Genomic DNA, 16,732 nt, shown 5'->3' with positions numbered 1-16,732 from the left:
ATCAGAAGCGGAAGGCGAAATTGGACTGGTAATACGTGCCGCTGGACCCGCCCGCCGCGTCCAGCCCGCGTGAGGTCATGAAGCGCGAGACATACTGCGTCCATGACAGGTGCGTATTGATCTGCCATGCCAGGGATGCCTGCGGGGCCATGCCGATGAACCGGCCATGGAATGTCTGCGCGAAGCTGTAATACCCGGTTGAGCGATAGATCGGGTCGCGCACGCTGTCGCGCCAGAACAGCGGGTATTTCAACTGGATGCTGACCGAACTGCACGGCGTGATGCGCACCAGCGGCGCAAAGCCGATCAGGTTGGACGGGTTCATGTAAGTGGTGGTGTCGAGATAGCCGGTCTGTGGACTGAACGGCGCGGTATAGGTGCCGATCGCGCCACTGCGCCGCGCGGCATCCCCGCCCGAATAGACATCGGCCTGAATCCCGGCAAAGCTGTGCAGCACCGGATCGGGCAGCCGATAGCCCAGCGTGGCGTTGATGGCATATGCGCTGACCCCGCGCGCCGTGCTGGTGGCCGCCGGACGGAACACCCCGCCCTGCCACACGCCGCCAAGCGAGAATTCGACCGGCCCCGCCACGCCATGCCAGCGCGTGCCAAAGGTATTGCGCGTGTTCGACCCCGTAACCGCCCCGTCCGGCCCCGCGATCACGCCCGCCGCCCCTGCCAGCTTGTAGCCGATATAGAACGCATCGACGAAGGAATAGCCCTTCTGCCCCATGAAGGTGAAATCGGGCGGCGCCCATGTCGCATTGAAACCGTACAGCCGGGATGCGTAGTTTTCCGTATCGTGAAACATCGCGCGTTCATTGTCGTAGGTCTGCACGAAGTCCCAGCCGTCGATACGGATGCGCGACCAGATCATGTAGGCGCGGAACCCGTTCCACGAAAGCGGCACGCTGGGCGTATCACGGTTATATATGATGTAGGACGGCGCATCGAGAAACTGCTGGCGGCCAAACATGAAGCCGCTTTTCGCCCCCAGCATGGTCCATCGCGTCTCGACAAAGGCCTGCTGCGCGTCCAGTCGCTTGCGGTAGGTCGAACCATAGCCATACCCGCCCCAGCCGCCCGCATCCGCGTTGACCAGTTGCCCGAAAAACCGCAGATGCGGCCCGATATGCAGGTCCGCCCCATACAGGTTGCGTATGGTGAAACGGCCGGAATCCGATGGTTTCTGCGTACCCAGCATCGGGCGGCTTTCAAACCAGTTCCGCGCCCGCGTCTCACCCGAAAAGCTGATCCAGACCGACCCGCTACGGGTAAGGGGAATGTATTTCAGCACGTCGAACGGGTCATCGTGCTTGGGATGGTCGCGCAGGTTGCTCCAGTCTTCCGCCCATGGGGCCACGCCGTAGCGGCCAATGGGGCCGAAGCCCGCGGCCTCGCCATTGTCGCGGTTGAATACGCCCCAGTCATAGGGATGGCCGTTCTTGCGGTTTTCCGCGCCACTCAGCCGGTAGGGCTGGCCTATGGGATTGGCGTGGGGATAGATCTGGATGGGCGGGCGCGGGCGCACATGCACCGTGATGTTTTCCGGCGCGGTGGTGGTGGCCTGTCTGTCATCCACCTGCACGCCATCAGCGGCGCGCGCGGCCACCCCGTAGGCCACGCCAATGGCTGCGGCCAGAAAAGGGATGGCCGTGCCCGTCCGCAGGGCGCGGCTGTGCCTGATACGGCTCATGATGAAGGATACGATACCCCGAACGCGGCCCCCGCCTGTATGGGCAGGAGGCCTGCATCCGCTGTGGTTGCCCGCGTCCCGTTTCAGTCCAGCCGGACGGACGGGCGGACAAACACGTCCAGCCAGTCCACAAGGCACGAAATCGTGCCGCGCACCGGCCCGTACAGTTCAAACTGATGCTGGCGATACAGCATGAGGTGAACCATCCGCGCGGACAGGCCATGCAGCCAGCCCCCGCCGAACACGGTGCCACCGGGGAACGTGCCCCAGCCATTATAATCACCCAGCGCCACGACCGCGCCCTTGTTGCGGAAGGTGAAGGCAGGCAGCGGCTTGCCATTCATCCACTGTGGCAGGTAGCGCGCCAGATGGTGGGCCTGCTGGCGGGCGGCCTGCGCCGTGGGGGCGACGGGCTTTTCGGCGATGAAGGCGCAGTCCCCCATGGCGAAGACGTTGTCGTCCTCCATCACCTGCAGGGTGGGACGGACTTCAAGCTGGCCGGAACGTGACAGTTTCAGCCCGCCGAAATGGCTGGTCACGTCCGGGGCCTTGACCCCCGCCGCCCATACACGCAGCGTCGCGGGAACGCGGCTGCCGTCTTTCAGCACAAAGCCGTTTTCATCCGCGCCGCTGACCATGGCGGATGTGCGGACACTGACGCCAATCGCCTCAAGCTGCCTGACTGCCGCGTCCGACACGGCCTCGGGGAAGGCAGGCAGGATGCGTGGGCCTGCTTCCAGCAGGGTGATGCGCAGCTTGGGCGGCTTTTCGCCAAAACTGTACAGGGATGCGATATCCAGCGCCTTGTGCAGTTCGGCGGCAAGCTGGGTGCCGGTCGCCCCCCCGCCCACGATGGCGATATCCAGCGCCTGATGATTGGCGAAGGCGCGCAGCAGTTCCATGCGGAACCGGTCGTTAAAGCCGTTCGCATCCACCAGATTGTCAATGAACATGCAGTGTTCGGCAACGCCGGGCGTGCCGAAATCATTCGCCCGGCTGCCGATGCACAGTACCAGCGCGTCATATTCCAGCGTGCGGGCATCAACCACCAGTTCCCCGTTCGCAGGGTCGCGGATGGGGGCGAGGGCCAGCGTTTTCGCGCTGCGGTCTACTGCCGTGATCTCGCCGGGCCAGAACTCGAAATGGTGGCGGCTGGCCTGCGACATGAAGCTTATGCGGTCATTTTCGTTCGCGGCCGTGCCTGCGGCGAAGCAGTGCAGCATGGGTTTCCATACATGGGCGAAGCTTTTGTCCACCAGGGTGATTTCCGCACGCCCCGCGCGTCCGACCGAATTGCCCAGCCGCGTGGCAAGCGCAAGCCCCGCCACACCACCGCCAACAATCACGATCCGAAACTTCTGTGCCATTTCAATAATGCTCCAAACCCGCTTGCACGGCGTCCCGGTTCCGCATGGGAACCCCGATACGCCTTGTTCGTGTCAACTCTGCCGCCCGCGACCATAGGGGATGCATCGCGTGCCTGAAACCGGCACAGGCCCGAATTCGCACACCAATGCGTAACGGTCGATCCCGGCCATGCGGTTTTTTCCCTCCATGGCGGGAAAAACCGGCGGGTGAAAGCGGGCGATCAAAAAAAGCCGATCTGTCCGCACCCGTGGCGTCCGCCCGTTCATACAGGACACCCGCCGCGCTGAACAGGACGAAGCTTATCCGCCCCGCCTGCCCCCGACAAAGGCCGCTTCGGGCGCGGAAGCAGCGCAGGCCCCTGCCCGCCAGCCGGTAACAAGCCCGCGCACCTTCGCCGCCAGCGCGTCACGCCCGGCCAGCAGGCGTGTGCTTTCGGCATGGCGGATGGCATCGTTCTGGCCCAGCAGCGCGGTTTCATACCCCATCTGCCGCCCCATTTCGATATCCGGCATGGCCGATAACGGCGCATAGGATACGCTGACCCCCAGCGTCTGGCCGCGCATGCGCGTGGCATTGCCCCCAAACGCCACGGTTGGCGCGGCAGGCGTCGCCCCCACGCTGAACTGGCCACCCTGCGTGAACGTGCCGCTTAACTGCACCGTCACGTCACCGGCGATCGTGCCCACCACCGGGTCGGGCGTGTGCTGGGCGCACTGGATGGCCTGCACGTTGCGGGTGAAGCGGGCGTCCTGCTGCGGTGTCCACGCATCCGCATGCGATACCGACACCACCCCCGCCTGCGCGAGGGAGGACTGGATACCCGCCATGGCGGCGGGAATGGTGGTCCGCACGCCATCAGGATGCACCCCGCAGCCCGACAGGGCCAGCAGGACACAGATGATGGAAACGGCGCTGCCCCGGCGATTACGCATGCAACGTGATCCCTGTTTAATGGAAGGAGAAAGCGGATAAGGCTGCACGGACCTCATCCCGTCCCGGCCAGATAGGCGTCGTTCGCCGCAACCAGCGCCGCCCAGTCATCGCCCACGGGATACAGGCTTCCGGGCGCGTGTAACTGCCGCCATGCCAGGCCATGCGCTTCCATGATGCGCGATCGTACCCAGCGCCACGTCGCCTTCTGCGTGGTGCCCCATGTCAGCAGCGTTACAAGATCGGTGTCATCCGTGCCCGCGTAGTCCCATAGCAGCAGGCAGTGCCCGCCTGCGCTGCCCGGCGTGGGGTCGCCGTGGCCCGGCGGGCCGTGCGTATCCCATACGGGGGACAGGTTGCCGGCTTCATCTTCCCACATATCCGCCTGCGCAAGCTGCACGCCCAGATAGGCGGCGGACAGGCCGGCGGCGATGTTGCGCACCCCGTTCAGGTCGGACGGATCGGCACTGCCCCACAGGGGAAACAGCGTCTGGTCCGCCAGCGCGTAGCCATCGCGCAGGGCCGTGGTCAGCACATCAGCCTCGACACCCCCGCCATCCGTGGCGGGATCGCCCGGCACATAGCCGGTGGAACGGGCATAGAACCGCACCGCATCAGACGTATCGACGCCAATGCAAAACCCCGCCAGCGCCGCCGTGGCGTGCAGGTGATTGCCAATGCCCGCCGCCGTGCAGTCGCCCAGCGTGTCATTGCCCAGCATGGCCGGGCGCGGGTCGATCCGGCTGCGGTCAAGCCGTGGCGGGGCCGGACGGGCGATGAAGCCGCGCATGGCCGCAAGGCGCGGCTGACCGGGACGGGGCCGGGCCGGGTGGCAGCCAAGTCTGCGTATCATTGTGGAAACCCTGCAAATATGCGCATCGTTGGTACGGATGCGAAAAGGGGAGAATCACATGCGCGACGAAGACGGAATCCTGACCGAGCGGGCCACCCTGCTGGATGAAATCCGTTCGGACGTGGAGCGCCTGTCCACCGCCATGGACCAGGACGGCGCAATTACGGACGCCCTGCGCTCAAGCACCGCGGCACTGGCGGACAAGCTGGACGCGCTGGCCGACCTCATGCGCATGCGCTACTAGGCGGCGGCGCGCCTTATTCCAGCCCGCGTGCGCGCAGCCGCGCGGCCATAAGGCAGGCATGGACCCGGATCGGCACGATCACCAGCAGCCCGATCAGCACGACCATGCCGCCCGCGCCCGTCATCACGCCCGCCGCGAAGCCGTTCATGCCCGGCCTGCGACAAAGCGGTCGATGGTGGCGATCGCGCCGCGTTCCGGCGGGGGCGGACGCGTCATGGCCGTGGCGCTGTCCGCCATGGCGCGTAACAGGGCGATCAGCGTGGCTGCGGCCCCTGCCGCCGTCCGTGCATCGGACGCGACCGAACCGGTGGCGGTGACGGATGCGGCGGTAATGGTCTGGACCACCAGCGTATCGATCTGCGTCACATCGGACAGCAGGCTGTCAAACGCCGCCTTCACGCTGCTGTTGTCGCAGGTGACGGATGTGCTGGTCCCCGCCGCGGTGCGAAAAGAGTCCAGTGCGGATTTCAGCCCCGCAATCACCGTGCCCGCCAGCGCCACGCTGGCCGGACCCATGGCCGTCGCCACGAACGGAATGGTCAGGGCCGTGGTGGCGAAGGACAGGATGGCGGTGCCGTAATCCTCCACTTCCGCGACATTCAGGGTGATGGTGGTGACGTGGCCGGTCGTGGTGGTGGAACAGGCCGCCAGCGGGAAGCCGCTGGCAAGGATACATGATGCGCGCAGGAAAGCGCGCCGGGATGAAGGGTTCATCTGGCGCTCCGGTAAGGCCGCCGGTCGGGCGGTGATGGTTTGTTACTGTTTGCACGGCACTGTTTCGGCGCTGCCATACGGGTGTTACGCCACGGGACTTTCATGCGGGAACGGTCGGGGCTATCGGCCATCCACCTGGGTCCCGACCGCGTCAGCCCCCGCGGCTGGCAGCCCCGTCTGGGCAGGTGGTCTTCTCCCCGCACAGTCACCTGCCCAGCGGTGGTTCCCGCGCCGCCTCCGGCGAACGGACGGCCTGCCCGAGTCCGGGCAGGACGGGTATGCCCGCATCATGCACCGCCTGCCGTGCCGCCGCTTCGTCACCCCGCGATACGGGAATGCCCGATACGCCCGGCTTCAGGCGGCTTTCGGCCCAGCCGATATTCAGCCCGATCGCCGAAATGACATGATAGACCGCAGCCCACCGGCCGCCCGCCACAGGGGGCGGCACCGTGGCCGCGATGGTGCCGCAGGCAATGACGAGCATGGCGGCGTAGAATGTGTACTGCTCCGGCACTTCGGTCAGCAGCAGCGCGAAGACGGCCCCAAGGCCGCCCAGTCTGGCGGTTGTATTCATGTCATGTCCCGATGGCTTGCTGGAACAGGGCGACGTGTCGCGGGTCCACGTCCCCTGCCCCCAGACTGGTGTTGTAGATACGCTTCCACGTCCGGCACATCGCCACGGCATCGGTGGCGGCGGGCAGCGGGTCGGGCGCGCGGTAATACTTCACGCGCGCCATGGCGCAGGCATAGGCCATGTTGGACGCCATCTGCGCCGCCCCCGCCGGCCACTGCCCGCGCAGCAGCAGCAGGTGACGCCGCAGCCCCGCCAGCCGTGGGGCGGGCAGGAATGTCGCCCAGATGTCGTCATGGGTGAACGGTTCCATCTGCCACAGCCCCAGCGCGGGACCGGGGCCGCCATCCGTTACCTGCCGGATATACGCCAGGCCCGTTTCGGCCAGCGCGGTGCCGGTCAGCAGGCTGGCCGCCGCATCACCGCCCAGCCCGATCAGCTCCAGCACGGGGGTTACGATCTCGCGCCGGACCTGCACGGGGCACAGGCCGGTCATGGCCCGTAGCCCAAAGCGCGGCGGCACAACGACCATGCCGCATCGCCCACCTGACCCCAGCCCAGCAGGCCGGTGGCCAGCACGATGAAGGTCATGGTCATCCATGATGTCAGCTTCAGGCCGCCTTCGATGCTGGACAGGCGGCCTGATATTTCGGTGTCGCGTTCGGCGGCGTTTCCGGCCATCACGTCCACGCGGGCCATGACCTCGCGCCGGGTCTGGGCCGCGTTGTCAGCCACGGAGCGGGTCAGGTCGCGCCGCAGGTCGGAAAACTGGACGGACAGCACATTCAGCCCGTCGCGCAGGTTGTCGTGGCCGCCTTCGACCTTCGCCAGCCGTTCGCGCACCCGCGCCAGATCCTCGACCGTGGCGCAGCGCATGGATGGTGCGGCGACCGGCGGTACTGTGGTGGTTTCGCTCATGTTTTTTCTCATAAAAAAACCGCCTCAGGGGCGGTCGGGCGGGCGCAGGATCGGCAAAAAGGGATCAGGACGCGGCAGGCGGCGTATAGGTGCTGCCCACGGGATATGTGCCTGCCGCATCGGGTGCATAGGCAAATCCGGCCGGCACCGTAATGCCCGACAGGCTGGACAGAAGCTGCGTGGCCACGACATAGCCCACGGGCTGCGCCGTAATGGCGGCGGGCGTTACCGTCTTGCCGTCCGGTCCGATATAGGATGCGGGCTGATAGGTTCTGGCGACAGTGCGGTAGAGGATGTAGTTCTGGTACCCGGAGGCGGCACTACCGGCAGACGTGGTCGTTCCTGACATGGGATATTCCTTGAGTTGCTACGAACCGATGACCAGCACCTGAACCGTGACGGCGGCGGTCCAGTTCAGGTCCTGCAGGTTATCGGCGTAAATGGTGACTTCGGTAAGGGAGGACGGAACGACATTGACGGACGGAATCCACAGCGTGCCGCCCTGCGTCCCGCCAAGGGCATTGCCCTTTGAAAACTGGATGGACTGCGTCAGGGCCTGCGGCAGGGTAACGCTCACGCAGCCCGCGCCGCCATTATTCGGATTGGCGATCGAGGCCTGAAACGTCTGGATAACCAGATCACCGATCTTCGTAACCGACACCGTACCCGATGTTATCGCGGCACTGCATGGGGCATATGTGCTGGTCCTGCCGGAACCGTCGGGCACGACAAGGTTGCCCGCGCCATCGGTGCTGATGTTCAGGACCTTGTTGAACCCCGTCCCCGGCGCGCTTTTTACCAGCGAGAAACTGACCCCGTTCGCACTGGCCCACGGGGTGCCGTCGCCCACGAAATAGTTGAACAGCGTGATGGGCGCGTTCACCCCGTCATTTTCAGCATTTGTCGGGACACGCGATGCAATCCCGCTGGCGAATACGCTGTTCGTATCGGCCTGCTGTGTCTGGAATGATGTCAGGTTGGTCTGGAGCGTGGTGACATCAGTATAGTTCGCAATGCCATTGAACACGTTCGCCGTGCCGTTGCTGAATACGGCAATGGGGCGTCCCGTGCTGGTCTGGAAATAAAGACCCAGTATCTGGTAATCGCTGGTCCCTTTTCCATATATCCCGGAAACGCAGTTACTGATGTCAGACGACAGGGTGCAGTTTATGTCCGACTGGTTGCCGATCGCCGTGGTCAGGTTTGTCTGGATCGCCGTATCGGCATCCTGCCGGGCGGATGCCTCGCCCGTTACGTCGGTGTAGTTGGCGATGCCATTGTAAACGGTCGTCGTGCCGTTATTGAACACCGCGACCGGACGCCCGGTGGTGGACTGCTGGTAAAGCCCCAGCATCTGGTAGTCGGGGGCGCTTTTGCCATACGTTCCCGACAGCAGGCCGCCCGCATCACCCCCGTTGACGCTGACGCGCATTATCCCCGGATAGCTGGCGTCCTGCCCCAGACTGACCTTGTCGCCGGTCTGATCCGGCCCGCCGCCCTGCTGGACCGGGGTGAAGCCAAGCGCGTCCTGCTTGGCGGCCTGTAGCTGCGGGATGGTGTCGTAAAACGGCGCGCCCACCGCCTGCGTAAGCATATCCGCCGTAATGGCCGAAGCCCCCGCGGGCACCGTCACGGTCCACAGCGGGTATGCGCCAGAGGGAACGGATGCGCCAATCCCCAGCTGCGCCAGATCCTGCCGCACGGTGGGCGCAGTGGCCCCGCTGTTATCCGACCCCGCATAGGTCACGGACGGGTTTGCCGCATTGTAGAACGGCAGCACCGTATCGTCCGCATCCTGCGTAACGGGGGTGACATACACGGTATGGGCAGCCCCGGCCCCCGGCACATCCAGCGTGACCGGGTCGCGGCTGACATACTGGCGCACGAGCGTACTCGGGACTGCCGCCAGCGTGCCGTAAGACGACGCATCGACAACACCCGGCGCAATCAGCGATCCGGGCGCCATGATCAGCGCCAGACCAGTTCCCGGTGCGCAGGCGAAGCCGGACGCCGCGACAGTGGCCTGACCATACGCCATGCCAGCCAGATGCCCCATGCCAACATATGCGTTACGCTGGGCATTCAACTGGTCACTGTCCATCGGAATCTGGGCAGGGTACACGATCTGCCTATCCATTACCTCGAAGCCTTTCACAAATATGGTGCGCGAACAGATGTGCCAGCAGGGCGGGCGGATGACCGGCGGTCAGCCACCTCCACACGCAATCACGTCACTGGACATCTATGCTGGAAGCCGAATAGGCCGTGCCGGACACGTTCTGGATGCCAGCGGGCTGCACGGAAAAATTCGTCCCGTTGCCGCTCATCCGGGCGTAACTGCCAAACAGCACGACCGAACCCTGATGCAGGGCCTGTATGCCGTATGTCGTGTTGTTCGTGATGGTTGCGGAACCACCCGTCACGCGCCCGCCATCGGCGGTAATGCCAGCAAGCCTGTTATTGTGGATGCTGGTGCTGTCTACGCTGGCATAGCCGCCGTTAACCGCATTGACGCCGATATTGTAGCCCGAAATGTTCGACCCGCTGAATTCGGCCGATGCATTGCCGGTAATCCACGCCCCCTGCCCCTGCGTTGCGATCAGCGCGCCGCTCAGCGTCATGTTGTGCGCCCAGATATGGCCGCCCGTCAGGCCGACAACGCCCGATACGAGTGATTTCGACCCGGTGGACCCGTCGATGTAAAGCGAGCCACCGCGTTCGGCATCGTAATTGGACCCCAGCGTGATGGCGGGATAGCTGTAATCGCTGGCATCGGTTGCCGCACACGGCGTGCATACAATCACGCCGCCGCCACGCGCCATGGCGTTGACATCGCCCGCCACGGACATGGTCACACCCCCGTTGGGCGCGTTGAGGACGCCATTATTGTCCGCCACCATGGAATAGTAGAAGTTGCGGATCACCACATGGCTGCCGACATGGATGTTCGACCCGCCGCCATATGCCTGTATGCCGCCGCCGTAGCTCTGCGAATTCCAGATATGCCGTCCTGCCGGGTCCGTGGACGCCAGCGATGCGCTGCCATCGGTCGGGGCCTGAATGGTCACGCCGTCTATCAGGCCGATCCTGCCGCCATCATAGGCCGTGAAGCCCCCTGTGTTGGTGCCCTTCGTGCCCGTGAAATTCAGCACCACCTTCGCCGGGTTGGCGGTGTCCCCCACAACCTGCACGGACTGTGTCCGCGTGACGTTGGTGAAGAACTGGTTGCTGATGTTGTAGGTGCCGTCCGCAATGCTGATCGTAAGCCATGCGCCATTGAGGAACGTGGCATGCAGGGCCGCATTCCACGCATCAAGCGGATTGGTGTAGGGGCAGCCCGATGCACATACGTTCCATGTCGTATTCGCGGTTATGAACCACGATTTCGGGCTGTAATACCTGTCGACCCAGAACGTGTTGGGAATGGCGGTGCCGCTGGCGCCCGGAATATCCTTTGGTTCAAAGGTTTCATTCCCGCCATTGAGGACAGGCGCATTGATCCTGCCGCTATTCACATCGACCTTTTTCCCCATTCATGCCGCAACGCTGTCCGCTGTTCCGGCGGAACGGACCATCGCACCGGGGTTTCCCGTCGCCTGATAGGACTGCCAGTCCGGCATGGACTGCGCCCCGGCCGCAACGGGCAGCGCGCACAGGGCGGTCGCAAGGAAAACGTTTCTCATGAAATATCTCCACCGAAATCATTATTGACTTCAGCTTCTATCGCTACAGGCGTGCATTGTACCCATGCAATCGTGCCCGCTGGCAGCACCGCTGCAATCCTGGCCATCGTCTGTGGGGACGGTGCGTCCGTGTCCCCTGTCGGCAACTGGGCGAAAAGCCGGAACGGGGCATGGCGCGACCCGTATCTCAGCCCCGGTGTCCCGTAACCATATCCCCCGCCGGTGGCCGGGCTGGTGACGCTGCCCAGCCCCTTGCAGTCGGTGGCGTTGCGTGGCTCGATCACGCGCCCGGCCGTGCCGAGTTCATCGGCCAGCACATTCACCACATCAGGCCGCGTGCCCAGCGAGGGGAACAGCGCTTCCTCAATGCGGGTGCGCAGGGCGTCATCACCCTCGCCTGCGGCGCGGGTCAGGGTGGTGCCGAAAAAGTCGGCGGCGAACATGTCCAGAAACGCCCCGCTCATGCTGGCAAGCCGTGTCTGGTCATTCGTGCCCGCAAGAAGGGCCCACACCCACGCAGACAGATTGCCGAAACCCTGCAACACGGCATTGAGGACGGGTGCGGCCTCCACCTGCCCCGTGGCGGGTGGCGCGGGGAACCAGCCGGATGGCAGCAGTGCGCGGATGCGCAGGGCGAAGCCATTGGGGGTTACATCAGCCAAAATCCACCGCCCCGGCCCGATAGGCCGTGCCGGTTGTCGCAGGCAGGTCCACAACGCCACCGGCCAGCGTCACGCCGGTCACGTTGGTAACGGATGTGCTGGCGGCGTAGGCGATCTGGATCAGGCGCGAATAGCTGGCGGCATCGCCGATAGCCAGACCGTTGAGGTAGGTTGCAATGTTGGTGCTGATCGTGGCGTCCACCGTGGCAAGGTCGCCGGTGCCGTTCACGCTGACCGTCATGGCCACCGCCGGGCGCACCACATCGGGGCGTACCACCTGAACGGATACGGCGGCGGGCCGCACCGCATCGACCGATGTGTAGACCTGCACGATGACCGCATCGGCCACATCGCCCGACCCGTCATCGACATATACCACCACATTGCCCGGCAGCGCCGCGCCGGATGTGTCGATGTTCTCCACCACCTGATAGATCAGGTCGGCGGATACATCCGTCACCGCGTTCTCGATCGCGGCCATCGTGGCCTTGGACCGGCTGTTGATATAGGCGACAAACCGCGTGCGCAGGGCTGCATCCGTCTCGCCGTCGCTACCATTGGTCAGGGCGGCGGTGTTGGTGACGGTGTCGATGCCGGAAATGGCCGTGCCCAGCAGGCAGACCGCCCCCGCCGTCACGTTGCCCGCCGCGCCGGTGGTTTCGCACTGCACGGGCACCGTGATGGATGCTGTCCCGGCGGGGCGGATATAAGCGTTCTGCGCCGCTGACCATGCCGGGTTCGTGCTGTCTTCAACCACGTCATAAACAAGGCTGGATGCCGTCTTGACCGTATCGCCAGCCGCGATGGTGGCCGACTGGCTGGCGGGGGAAAAGGATGTGAAGGTGACCATGCCCGTGGCGGTGGTGCCCGGCAGGCGGGACAGGCCGAAATCCTGCACGAAACTGTCCACGTCCGCGCCGGTGGATGTCGCCAGCCGCGTGCGGGATAGGATCTGCAGCGCGATGAACTGGAACCACAGCCCCAGCCCCGCAACCGCTTCCAGCATGGCGCGACCGGCGGACCCCACATTCAGGTCCAGCAGCGCGGGACACGCGCCCTGCGCGCTGGCCACCATATTGCCCAGCGTGGTCTTGAAGGATTGGAACGTGATGGCCACGCGGCCCTCCGTCTTGGTTAGGGTGATTAATCCTGTTTTTTCAGAAAACACGCGCTGACGGCGCGCAATACCGGCGCAGGCTGCGACATCGCCAGTGCTGATGCGTGCATTGCGCTACGGCATGAAACGGCCCCGACGGGCCACGGCCAGCGCAGGGGCGGACCGAACCGCGCAGGGAACGGACGCCCCATAAAAGCCACGGGAACACACCCCGCCGGGCGGGCATGCGGACAGGCACGACATGGTGGGCGCGGAAAAGGGGGAAACAGGGTGCGGCATCCCTGTCCCCAGACGCATACAGCCGCATGCACGGGGCATGCGGCTGTAAAACCGGATCGGGGCCATTTCAGCCCCTTAAGAAATATGAAGCGTGCAGGCCGGTCAGCCGGGCTGGATTTCGATCCTGCGTTCGCTCGGCTTTGCCGGTTCGCGGCGCGGCAGGGTGACATGCAGCACGCCATCCTTGATGCGGGCGGTGATCCGGTCCTCATCCACGCCTTCGGGCAGGCTGAAATGTTCGGCAAAGGCGCCGAAGCTGCGGGTGGATACGTGCTGCTTGTGGTCGCTTTCGGCCAGCGGGCTTTTCTTCTCGCCCGAAATGCTCAGCACGCCATTGCTGGCGTTAAGCGTGATGTCCCTGTCCGAACAGCCGGGCACTTCGATATAGATGTGGTAGCCTGCCGCGTCCTCGGTAATATCCGTGGCCCCGATACGGCCCGAACCGAAGGTATCGGGCGCGCGGTAATCATCAATCAGCCTGCCCACCTGGCGCTGAAGCACCGCAAACGGGTCCGCCACCCGCGCCGTGGCCGTGCGTACTGGCGTCGCAACAAATGTCGGTCGCGCAATCATGGTCATTCTCCTAAAATACATAACCGGAGCGGTCTATTCCGGGGCATATCCGCCCTGCATGACGGATGCTGCGGCCAGCGATCCCCGCCCGCCGTGACGCAGATCAATCCTGTCATGCGCTTCATTATGGTCTGGAATGACTTTTACTGTTCCGAAACAAAGAAAACCACACAACCTGCCATCAACATCCAGAAACGGCGCAATGCAGGTCAGTATTGCAATAATAAACGCCCCTGCCCGCTTCTATGCGCGGGCGGAACGGATATAGTCTGGCAGACTCGTTATAACACGCGGCACCCCGCATCGGGGTCGCGCAGATTGGGAAAAAGACATGTCCGTTGAAAAGACGCTTCGTGACGCCATCGAGAAAAAAACCGTGGTCGGCTTTACCTTCAGCGCCAGGAATTACATCGGTTCGCCCCACGCGCTGGGCGAGCGTGACGGCACGGCGCAGGTCCTGATCTATCGTGGCGAGGACGCGCACGAAAAACGCGTGCCCCCCACCGGGGAATGGAGCGTCCTGCCGCTGTCCGGCATCAGCGACATCCGCCTGCTGCCCGGTGAAGCCTTCCATGTCGGCCACCCGGACGCCAGCGTGCAAAAGGAACTGCACAAGGTCACGCTGCGCGTCGCGTAAACTGGCCGGAACAGCCATCCGCGCTGCGTTCAGCCTGTCAGCGTCAGTTCCTGCACCGTGCCGGTGGTGGCGTCGGTGTAGGATATGGCCAGCAGGCAGGCTCCGGCCTTCGGTGTGGTCAGCGTGACCGTTACGGGCCGTGTCTGGTCCACCCCGGCTTCGGCCTGCGTCTGGGCCAGCACAAGCGCGCGGATGGCTGCTTCGTCCATGACCGCGCCAACCTTCGCGGGCAGTCCGGCGCCATAACCGGGCTGCCAGATATACGCACCGGGATTGGTGCAAAGCCTGCGCAGCAGCGCCTGCCTTGTCTGCTCCGCCCCTGTTACGACGGACAGGCCGCCCGTGGCGGACAGCGCCAGATCACCGCCCGCAATGTGGGATAATGCACTCATTCCTGCCCCGCCATGGTGGTGTATGATATGTTACGGGCCGCCGCATCATTGCGGCATGCCCGTAACACCCGGTGCGCTGCCGACCGGGTGGGTATGTTCGCGGCCCGAAATGCCTGCGGCCTTCACGTCCGCCTGTCCCGTAACCGTGCCCTGCGCCGTCATGTCCCGGTCGGTCGTGATGCTGCCGCCGCGCATGGCCAGGCCATCCGCCGTCAGCGCCATCGTCACGCCGCCTACCGCCCATGTCAGCCCGCTGGCGTTCAGGGTTGCGGTCGCATCCCCCGCCCCGGCATGGATCGCGGTTTTCGTCATGTGCCACCACGGGGCGTTCTGGCCCGGCGAACCGGGTACGCCACCAGCCTGCGCCGGTGGCGGGGCGCAGCCGCTTACGATCAGCACTTCCCCCGGCTGGGCCACCTGCCCCGTGGCGGGTGAAAGGGGCGGCATCATCGCCGCGTCATAAACCGGACAGGCGATGACCGCATGTTCGGCGTCGCCCTCGATGGGCGTGACAAGCACATGCGTACCGGTATCGGGCATGCAGGCGATGCGCAGGCTGCCCACCTGCATCGCGCCATAGGGCACCCAGCCGCTTTCCACGCCCGAAGGCTGGAGCGTGACCTTGACCGCGTGGTTGACCGGGTCCACCGCGCTGACCAGCCCGAAACCGGGCTGCGCCAGCCCATGCGCCATGCCTGCGGCGATCATGCGCGGGTCAGTCATCACTGTTCTCATCCTTCGTCACATCGCGCAGGCGCAGGACAAGCTGCTGCGAAAAGCCGCCATCCCACGAAAAGCTGCTCTCGACCGCATCAATGTCCAGCGTGCCATCCCATGTCGTGCCCGTGCCGCTGACCTGCATGAACTGGCGCGGCTGCAATGCGATGCGGCCCGGTATGGTGCCGCTTACGGTGCGGGCATGGGCCACGATCTGGTTATATTTGCACCACGCAATGCGTTTGACGTCATCCAGCCGCGCGCCGGGGGCGGTGAAGCTGTGCAGCGTGCCGGTGCCGCCGGGGTTTGCGGGCGATCCACCGGCGGCGGACCAGTAATAATCCACCCGCGTACGCTGCCTGCTGTCCCACGCCGTGACGTGTACGATCACGCCGCGCGCAATCTGGTAATCCCGGCTGAAGCGCAGGAAGCTGGCCCCCATCGCAACCGGGCTGTCCGGTCCCGTATCGGTATAGTCCAGATGATGCGTATTGGTGGCGTCCGCCGCCGGACGGGGCGCGCAGATGATGGTGGTTCCATCAGCATACAGGTCGCAGCCGGACAGGACGGCCAGATGGCTGGCAAGGTCGAACGCGGTCTGGAAACGGCAGTGGCTGGCGGCGGATACGCGCTTGTGCTCGACCTGCCAGAACTGTCCCACCATCGCGTCATCCATGCTGACCTGCGGCGTCAGCCCGGCTGCGGCGATCATGGCGCGGACTACCCCGGCCCCGGTCATGTTCATCCACCCGTCGACAACCCGCATGTCCAGCAGTCGCGCCAGATAGTCGCGGCACTGGACATGGACGGATGTTTCCGCCGGGCTGAATGCGACATGATCGACAAGGCCACGGAACATGGTGGTCCACTGCGCGCCGGACTGCGCTTCGTCACGCATCTGCAGTTCGATGTCGATTTCGGACAGAACGCTGCCCGCCGCCGGGTCTGCCAGGTCGAACCACAGCCCGGTGCCCGGCACCTGCGTCCGGTCCAGCGCCAGCGTCAGGTCCAGCGTGTCGGCGCGGCTGTAGCGCGTGCGGGCAAGGCTGAAGCGTTCCAGCCCGGTTTCAGGCCGCGTCGCCCCGTTGACCAGCAGCCGCGCGCGCGGCATGCGCCACGGCGGATGGCCACGGCTGGCGGTTACGGTCATGCTTTCGCTCATGACGATACTCCCGCCACCCCACTGTCCTGCGTGGCGTCAACGGGCGGCAGCGTCAGCACCACCGGCGTTGCAAAACCACCCAGATCCGGATCATCCAGACCATTCAGCCGCGCGATCCGCCACCACTGCGTCGCATCGCCAAGCTGGCGTGCGGCCACATGATAAAGCGATATGTCCGCCGCCGTGACCTTGAGTGTATTCGCCATGGGAAATGAT

The 16,732-nt window shown here is 64.8% G+C and carries 22 protein-coding genes; 2 read left to right on the top strand and 20 right to left on the bottom strand.

Features of this window, described 5'->3' with window-relative positions; translation table 11 throughout:
• Position 1: 1 nt before the first annotated feature.
• The 4 genes from CFR79_RS10260 to CFR79_RS10245 form a co-directional block, all read right to left on the bottom strand.
• Positions 2–1,696 (bottom strand): alginate export family protein, encoded by a 1,695-nt coding sequence (locus CFR79_RS10260; protein ID WP_258373534.1) that lies wholly within the window; start codon positions 1,694–1,696, stop codon positions 2–4.
• A gap of 83 nt (positions 1,697–1,779) precedes the next feature.
• Entirely contained in the window at positions 1,780–3,063 is a 1,284-nt protein-coding gene (locus CFR79_RS10255) for an NAD(P)/FAD-dependent oxidoreductase (RefSeq protein ID WP_102323750.1), read from the bottom strand.
• A gap of 300 nt (positions 3,064–3,363) precedes the next feature.
• A complete protein-coding gene (locus CFR79_RS10250; protein ID WP_110547841.1) occupies positions 3,364–3,996 on the bottom strand; it encodes a hypothetical protein in 633 nt (210 codons plus the stop codon).
• Between the two features lie 53 nt (positions 3,997–4,049).
• Positions 4,050–4,847: a hypothetical protein gene (locus CFR79_RS10245; protein WP_110547840.1), complete on the bottom strand. Its 798-nt coding sequence runs from the start codon at positions 4,845–4,847 to the stop codon at positions 4,050–4,052.
• Between the two features lie 58 nt (positions 4,848–4,905).
• Between CFR79_RS10245 and CFR79_RS10240 the strand changes: the two genes are divergently transcribed.
• Entirely contained in the window at positions 4,906–5,091 is a 186-nt protein-coding gene (locus CFR79_RS10240) for a hypothetical protein (RefSeq protein WP_102323753.1), read from the top strand.
• Between the two features lie 13 nt (positions 5,092–5,104).
• Here the strand turns inward: CFR79_RS10240 and CFR79_RS16200 are convergent, their stop codons facing one another.
• The 12 genes from CFR79_RS16200 to CFR79_RS10185 form a co-directional block, all read right to left on the bottom strand.
• Entirely contained in the window at positions 5,105–5,239 is a 135-nt protein-coding gene (locus CFR79_RS16200) for a hypothetical protein (RefSeq protein ID WP_257997525.1), read from the bottom strand.
• Positions 5,236–5,805 carry a hypothetical protein gene (locus CFR79_RS10235; protein WP_110547839.1) on the bottom strand — a complete coding sequence of 190 codons (570 nt, stop codon included), beginning with the start codon at positions 5,803–5,805 and terminating at the stop codon, positions 5,236–5,238. The genes CFR79_RS16200 and CFR79_RS10235 overlap by 4 nt, the downstream gene beginning before the upstream one ends.
• 205 nt (positions 5,806–6,010) lie before the next feature.
• Positions 6,011–6,379, bottom strand: a complete 369-nt coding sequence (locus CFR79_RS10230; protein WP_258373533.1) for a hypothetical protein — start codon at positions 6,377–6,379, stop codon at positions 6,011–6,013.
• Between the two features lies 1 nt (position 6,380).
• Positions 6,381–6,908: a hypothetical protein gene (locus CFR79_RS10225; protein ID WP_306310116.1), complete on the bottom strand. Its 528-nt coding sequence runs from the start codon at positions 6,906–6,908 to the stop codon at positions 6,381–6,383.
• On the bottom strand, positions 6,869–7,294 hold the full coding sequence (locus tag CFR79_RS10220; RefSeq protein WP_102323757.1) for a hypothetical protein: 426 nt from the start codon (positions 7,292–7,294) through the stop codon (positions 6,869–6,871). The genes CFR79_RS10225 and CFR79_RS10220 overlap by 40 nt, the downstream gene beginning before the upstream one ends.
• A 64-nt stretch (positions 7,295–7,358) precedes the next feature.
• Positions 7,359–7,643, bottom strand: coding sequence for a hypothetical protein (locus CFR79_RS10215; RefSeq protein ID WP_102323758.1), 285 nt, complete (start codon positions 7,641–7,643; stop codon positions 7,359–7,361).
• Positions 7,644–7,661: 18 nt separating this feature from the next.
• Positions 7,662–9,431: a hypothetical protein gene (locus tag CFR79_RS10210; RefSeq protein ID WP_110547837.1), complete on the bottom strand. Its 1,770-nt coding sequence runs from the start codon at positions 9,429–9,431 to the stop codon at positions 7,662–7,664.
• Positions 9,432–9,525: 94 nt separating this feature from the next.
• Positions 9,526–10,809 carry a hypothetical protein gene (locus CFR79_RS10205; protein ID WP_258373532.1) on the bottom strand — a complete coding sequence of 428 codons (1,284 nt, stop codon included), beginning with the start codon at positions 10,807–10,809 and terminating at the stop codon, positions 9,526–9,528.
• Between the two features lie 18 nt (positions 10,810–10,827).
• Positions 10,828–10,977 (bottom strand): hypothetical protein, encoded by a 150-nt coding sequence (locus tag CFR79_RS16195; RefSeq protein WP_258373531.1) that lies wholly within the window; start codon positions 10,975–10,977, stop codon positions 10,828–10,830.
• Complete coding sequence (locus tag CFR79_RS10200; RefSeq protein WP_110547836.1) at positions 10,974–11,639, bottom strand: hypothetical protein; 666 nt, start codon at positions 11,637–11,639, stop codon at positions 10,974–10,976. The genes CFR79_RS16195 and CFR79_RS10200 overlap by 4 nt, the downstream gene beginning before the upstream one ends.
• Positions 11,632–12,756 carry a baseplate J/gp47 family protein gene (locus tag CFR79_RS10195; protein WP_102323762.1) on the bottom strand — a complete coding sequence of 375 codons (1,125 nt, stop codon included), beginning with the start codon at positions 12,754–12,756 and terminating at the stop codon, positions 11,632–11,634. The genes CFR79_RS10200 and CFR79_RS10195 overlap by 8 nt, the downstream gene beginning before the upstream one ends.
• Before the next feature lie 381 nt (positions 12,757–13,137).
• Positions 13,138–13,608, bottom strand: a complete 471-nt coding sequence (locus tag CFR79_RS10185) for an Hsp20/alpha crystallin family protein (RefSeq protein WP_258373529.1) — start codon at positions 13,606–13,608, stop codon at positions 13,138–13,140.
• Between the two features lie 331 nt (positions 13,609–13,939).
• On the opposite strand from CFR79_RS10185, the gene CFR79_RS10180 reads away from it, so the two are divergent.
• Entirely contained in the window at positions 13,940–14,245 is a 306-nt protein-coding gene (locus tag CFR79_RS10180) for a hypothetical protein (protein WP_102323765.1), read from the top strand.
• Between the two features lie 29 nt (positions 14,246–14,274).
• Here the strand turns inward: CFR79_RS10180 and CFR79_RS10175 are convergent, their stop codons facing one another.
• From CFR79_RS10175 to CFR79_RS10160, 4 genes are read right to left on the bottom strand one after another with little or no spacing between them, the layout of a single operon-like run.
• A complete protein-coding gene (locus CFR79_RS10175) occupies positions 14,275–14,637 on the bottom strand; it encodes a phage tail protein (RefSeq protein ID WP_102323766.1) in 363 nt (120 codons plus the stop codon).
• A gap of 45 nt (positions 14,638–14,682) precedes the next feature.
• Positions 14,683–15,360: a phage baseplate assembly protein V gene (locus CFR79_RS10170; protein WP_110547833.1), complete on the bottom strand. Its 678-nt coding sequence runs from the start codon at positions 15,358–15,360 to the stop codon at positions 14,683–14,685.
• Entirely contained in the window at positions 15,353–16,516 is a 1,164-nt protein-coding gene (locus CFR79_RS10165; RefSeq protein WP_110547832.1) for a hypothetical protein, read from the bottom strand. Before CFR79_RS10165 ends, CFR79_RS10170 begins: the two co-directional genes overlap by 8 nt.
• Positions 16,513–16,722: a hypothetical protein gene (locus CFR79_RS10160; RefSeq protein WP_102323769.1), complete on the bottom strand. Its 210-nt coding sequence runs from the start codon at positions 16,720–16,722 to the stop codon at positions 16,513–16,515. Before CFR79_RS10160 ends, CFR79_RS10165 begins: the two co-directional genes overlap by 4 nt.
• Positions 16,723–16,732 lie beyond the last annotated feature (10 nt).

It is taken from the genome of Komagataeibacter saccharivorans (assembly GCF_003207825.1).
GTDB classification, from domain to species: Bacteria; Pseudomonadota; Alphaproteobacteria; order Acetobacterales; family Acetobacteraceae; genus Komagataeibacter; species Komagataeibacter saccharivorans.
Note: the sequence above shows the minus strand (reverse complement) of the source record. Positions and strands in the feature narration are given on the sequence as shown.

Coding starts and splice junctions, on each gene's coding strand:
- CFR79_RS10165 (WP_110547832.1), bottom strand. CDS start 16,516: ATGAGCGAAAGCATGACCGTAACCGCCAGCCGTGGCCATCCGCCGTGG.
- CFR79_RS10175 (WP_102323766.1), bottom strand. CDS start 14,637: ATGAGTGCATTATCCCACATTGCGGGCGGTGATCTGGCGCTGTCCGCC.
- CFR79_RS10235 (WP_110547839.1), bottom strand. CDS start 5,805: ATGAACCCTTCATCCCGGCGCGCTTTCCTGCGCGCATCATGTATCCTT.
- CFR79_RS10245 (WP_110547840.1), bottom strand. CDS start 4,847: ATGATACGCAGACTTGGCTGCCACCCGGCCCGGCCCCGTCCCGGTCAG.
- CFR79_RS10215 (WP_102323758.1), bottom strand. CDS start 7,643: ATGTCAGGAACGACCACGTCTGCCGGTAGTGCCGCCTCCGGGTACCAG.
- CFR79_RS10250 (WP_110547841.1), bottom strand. CDS start 3,996: ATGCGTAATCGCCGGGGCAGCGCCGTTTCCATCATCTGTGTCCTGCTG.
- CFR79_RS10160 (WP_102323769.1), bottom strand. CDS start 16,722: ATGGCGAATACACTCAAGGTCACGGCGGCGGACATATCGCTTTATCAT.
- CFR79_RS10255 (WP_102323750.1), bottom strand. CDS start 3,063: ATGGCACAGAAGTTTCGGATCGTGATTGTTGGCGGTGGTGTGGCGGGG.
- CFR79_RS10180 (WP_102323765.1), top strand. CDS start 13,940: ATGTCCGTTGAAAAGACGCTTCGTGACGCCATCGAGAAAAAAACCGTG.
- CFR79_RS10220 (WP_102323757.1), bottom strand. CDS start 7,294: ATGAGCGAAACCACCACAGTACCGCCGGTCGCCGCACCATCCATGCGC.
- CFR79_RS10210 (WP_110547837.1), bottom strand. CDS start 9,431: ATGGATAGGCAGATCGTGTACCCTGCCCAGATTCCGATGGACAGTGAC.
- CFR79_RS10240 (WP_102323753.1), top strand. CDS start 4,906: ATGCGCGACGAAGACGGAATCCTGACCGAGCGGGCCACCCTGCTGGAT.
- CFR79_RS10170 (WP_110547833.1), bottom strand. CDS start 15,360: ATGACTGACCCGCGCATGATCGCCGCAGGCATGGCGCATGGGCTGGCG.
- CFR79_RS10225 (WP_306310116.1), bottom strand. CDS start 6,908: ATGGTCGTTGTGCCGCCGCGCTTTGGGCTACGGGCCATGACCGGCCTG.
- CFR79_RS10185 (WP_258373529.1), bottom strand. CDS start 13,608: ATGATTGCGCGACCGACATTTGTTGCGACGCCAGTACGCACGGCCACG.
- CFR79_RS10260 (WP_258373534.1), bottom strand. CDS start 1,696: ATGAGCCGTATCAGGCACAGCCGCGCCCTGCGGACGGGCACGGCCATC.
- CFR79_RS16195 (WP_258373531.1), bottom strand. CDS start 10,977: ATGAGAAACGTTTTCCTTGCGACCGCCCTGTGCGCGCTGCCCGTTGCG.
- CFR79_RS10230 (WP_258373533.1), bottom strand. CDS start 6,379: ATGAATACAACCGCCAGACTGGGCGGCCTTGGGGCCGTCTTCGCGCTG.
- CFR79_RS16200 (WP_257997525.1), bottom strand. CDS start 5,239: ATGAACGGCTTCGCGGCGGGCGTGATGACGGGCGCGGGCGGCATGGTC.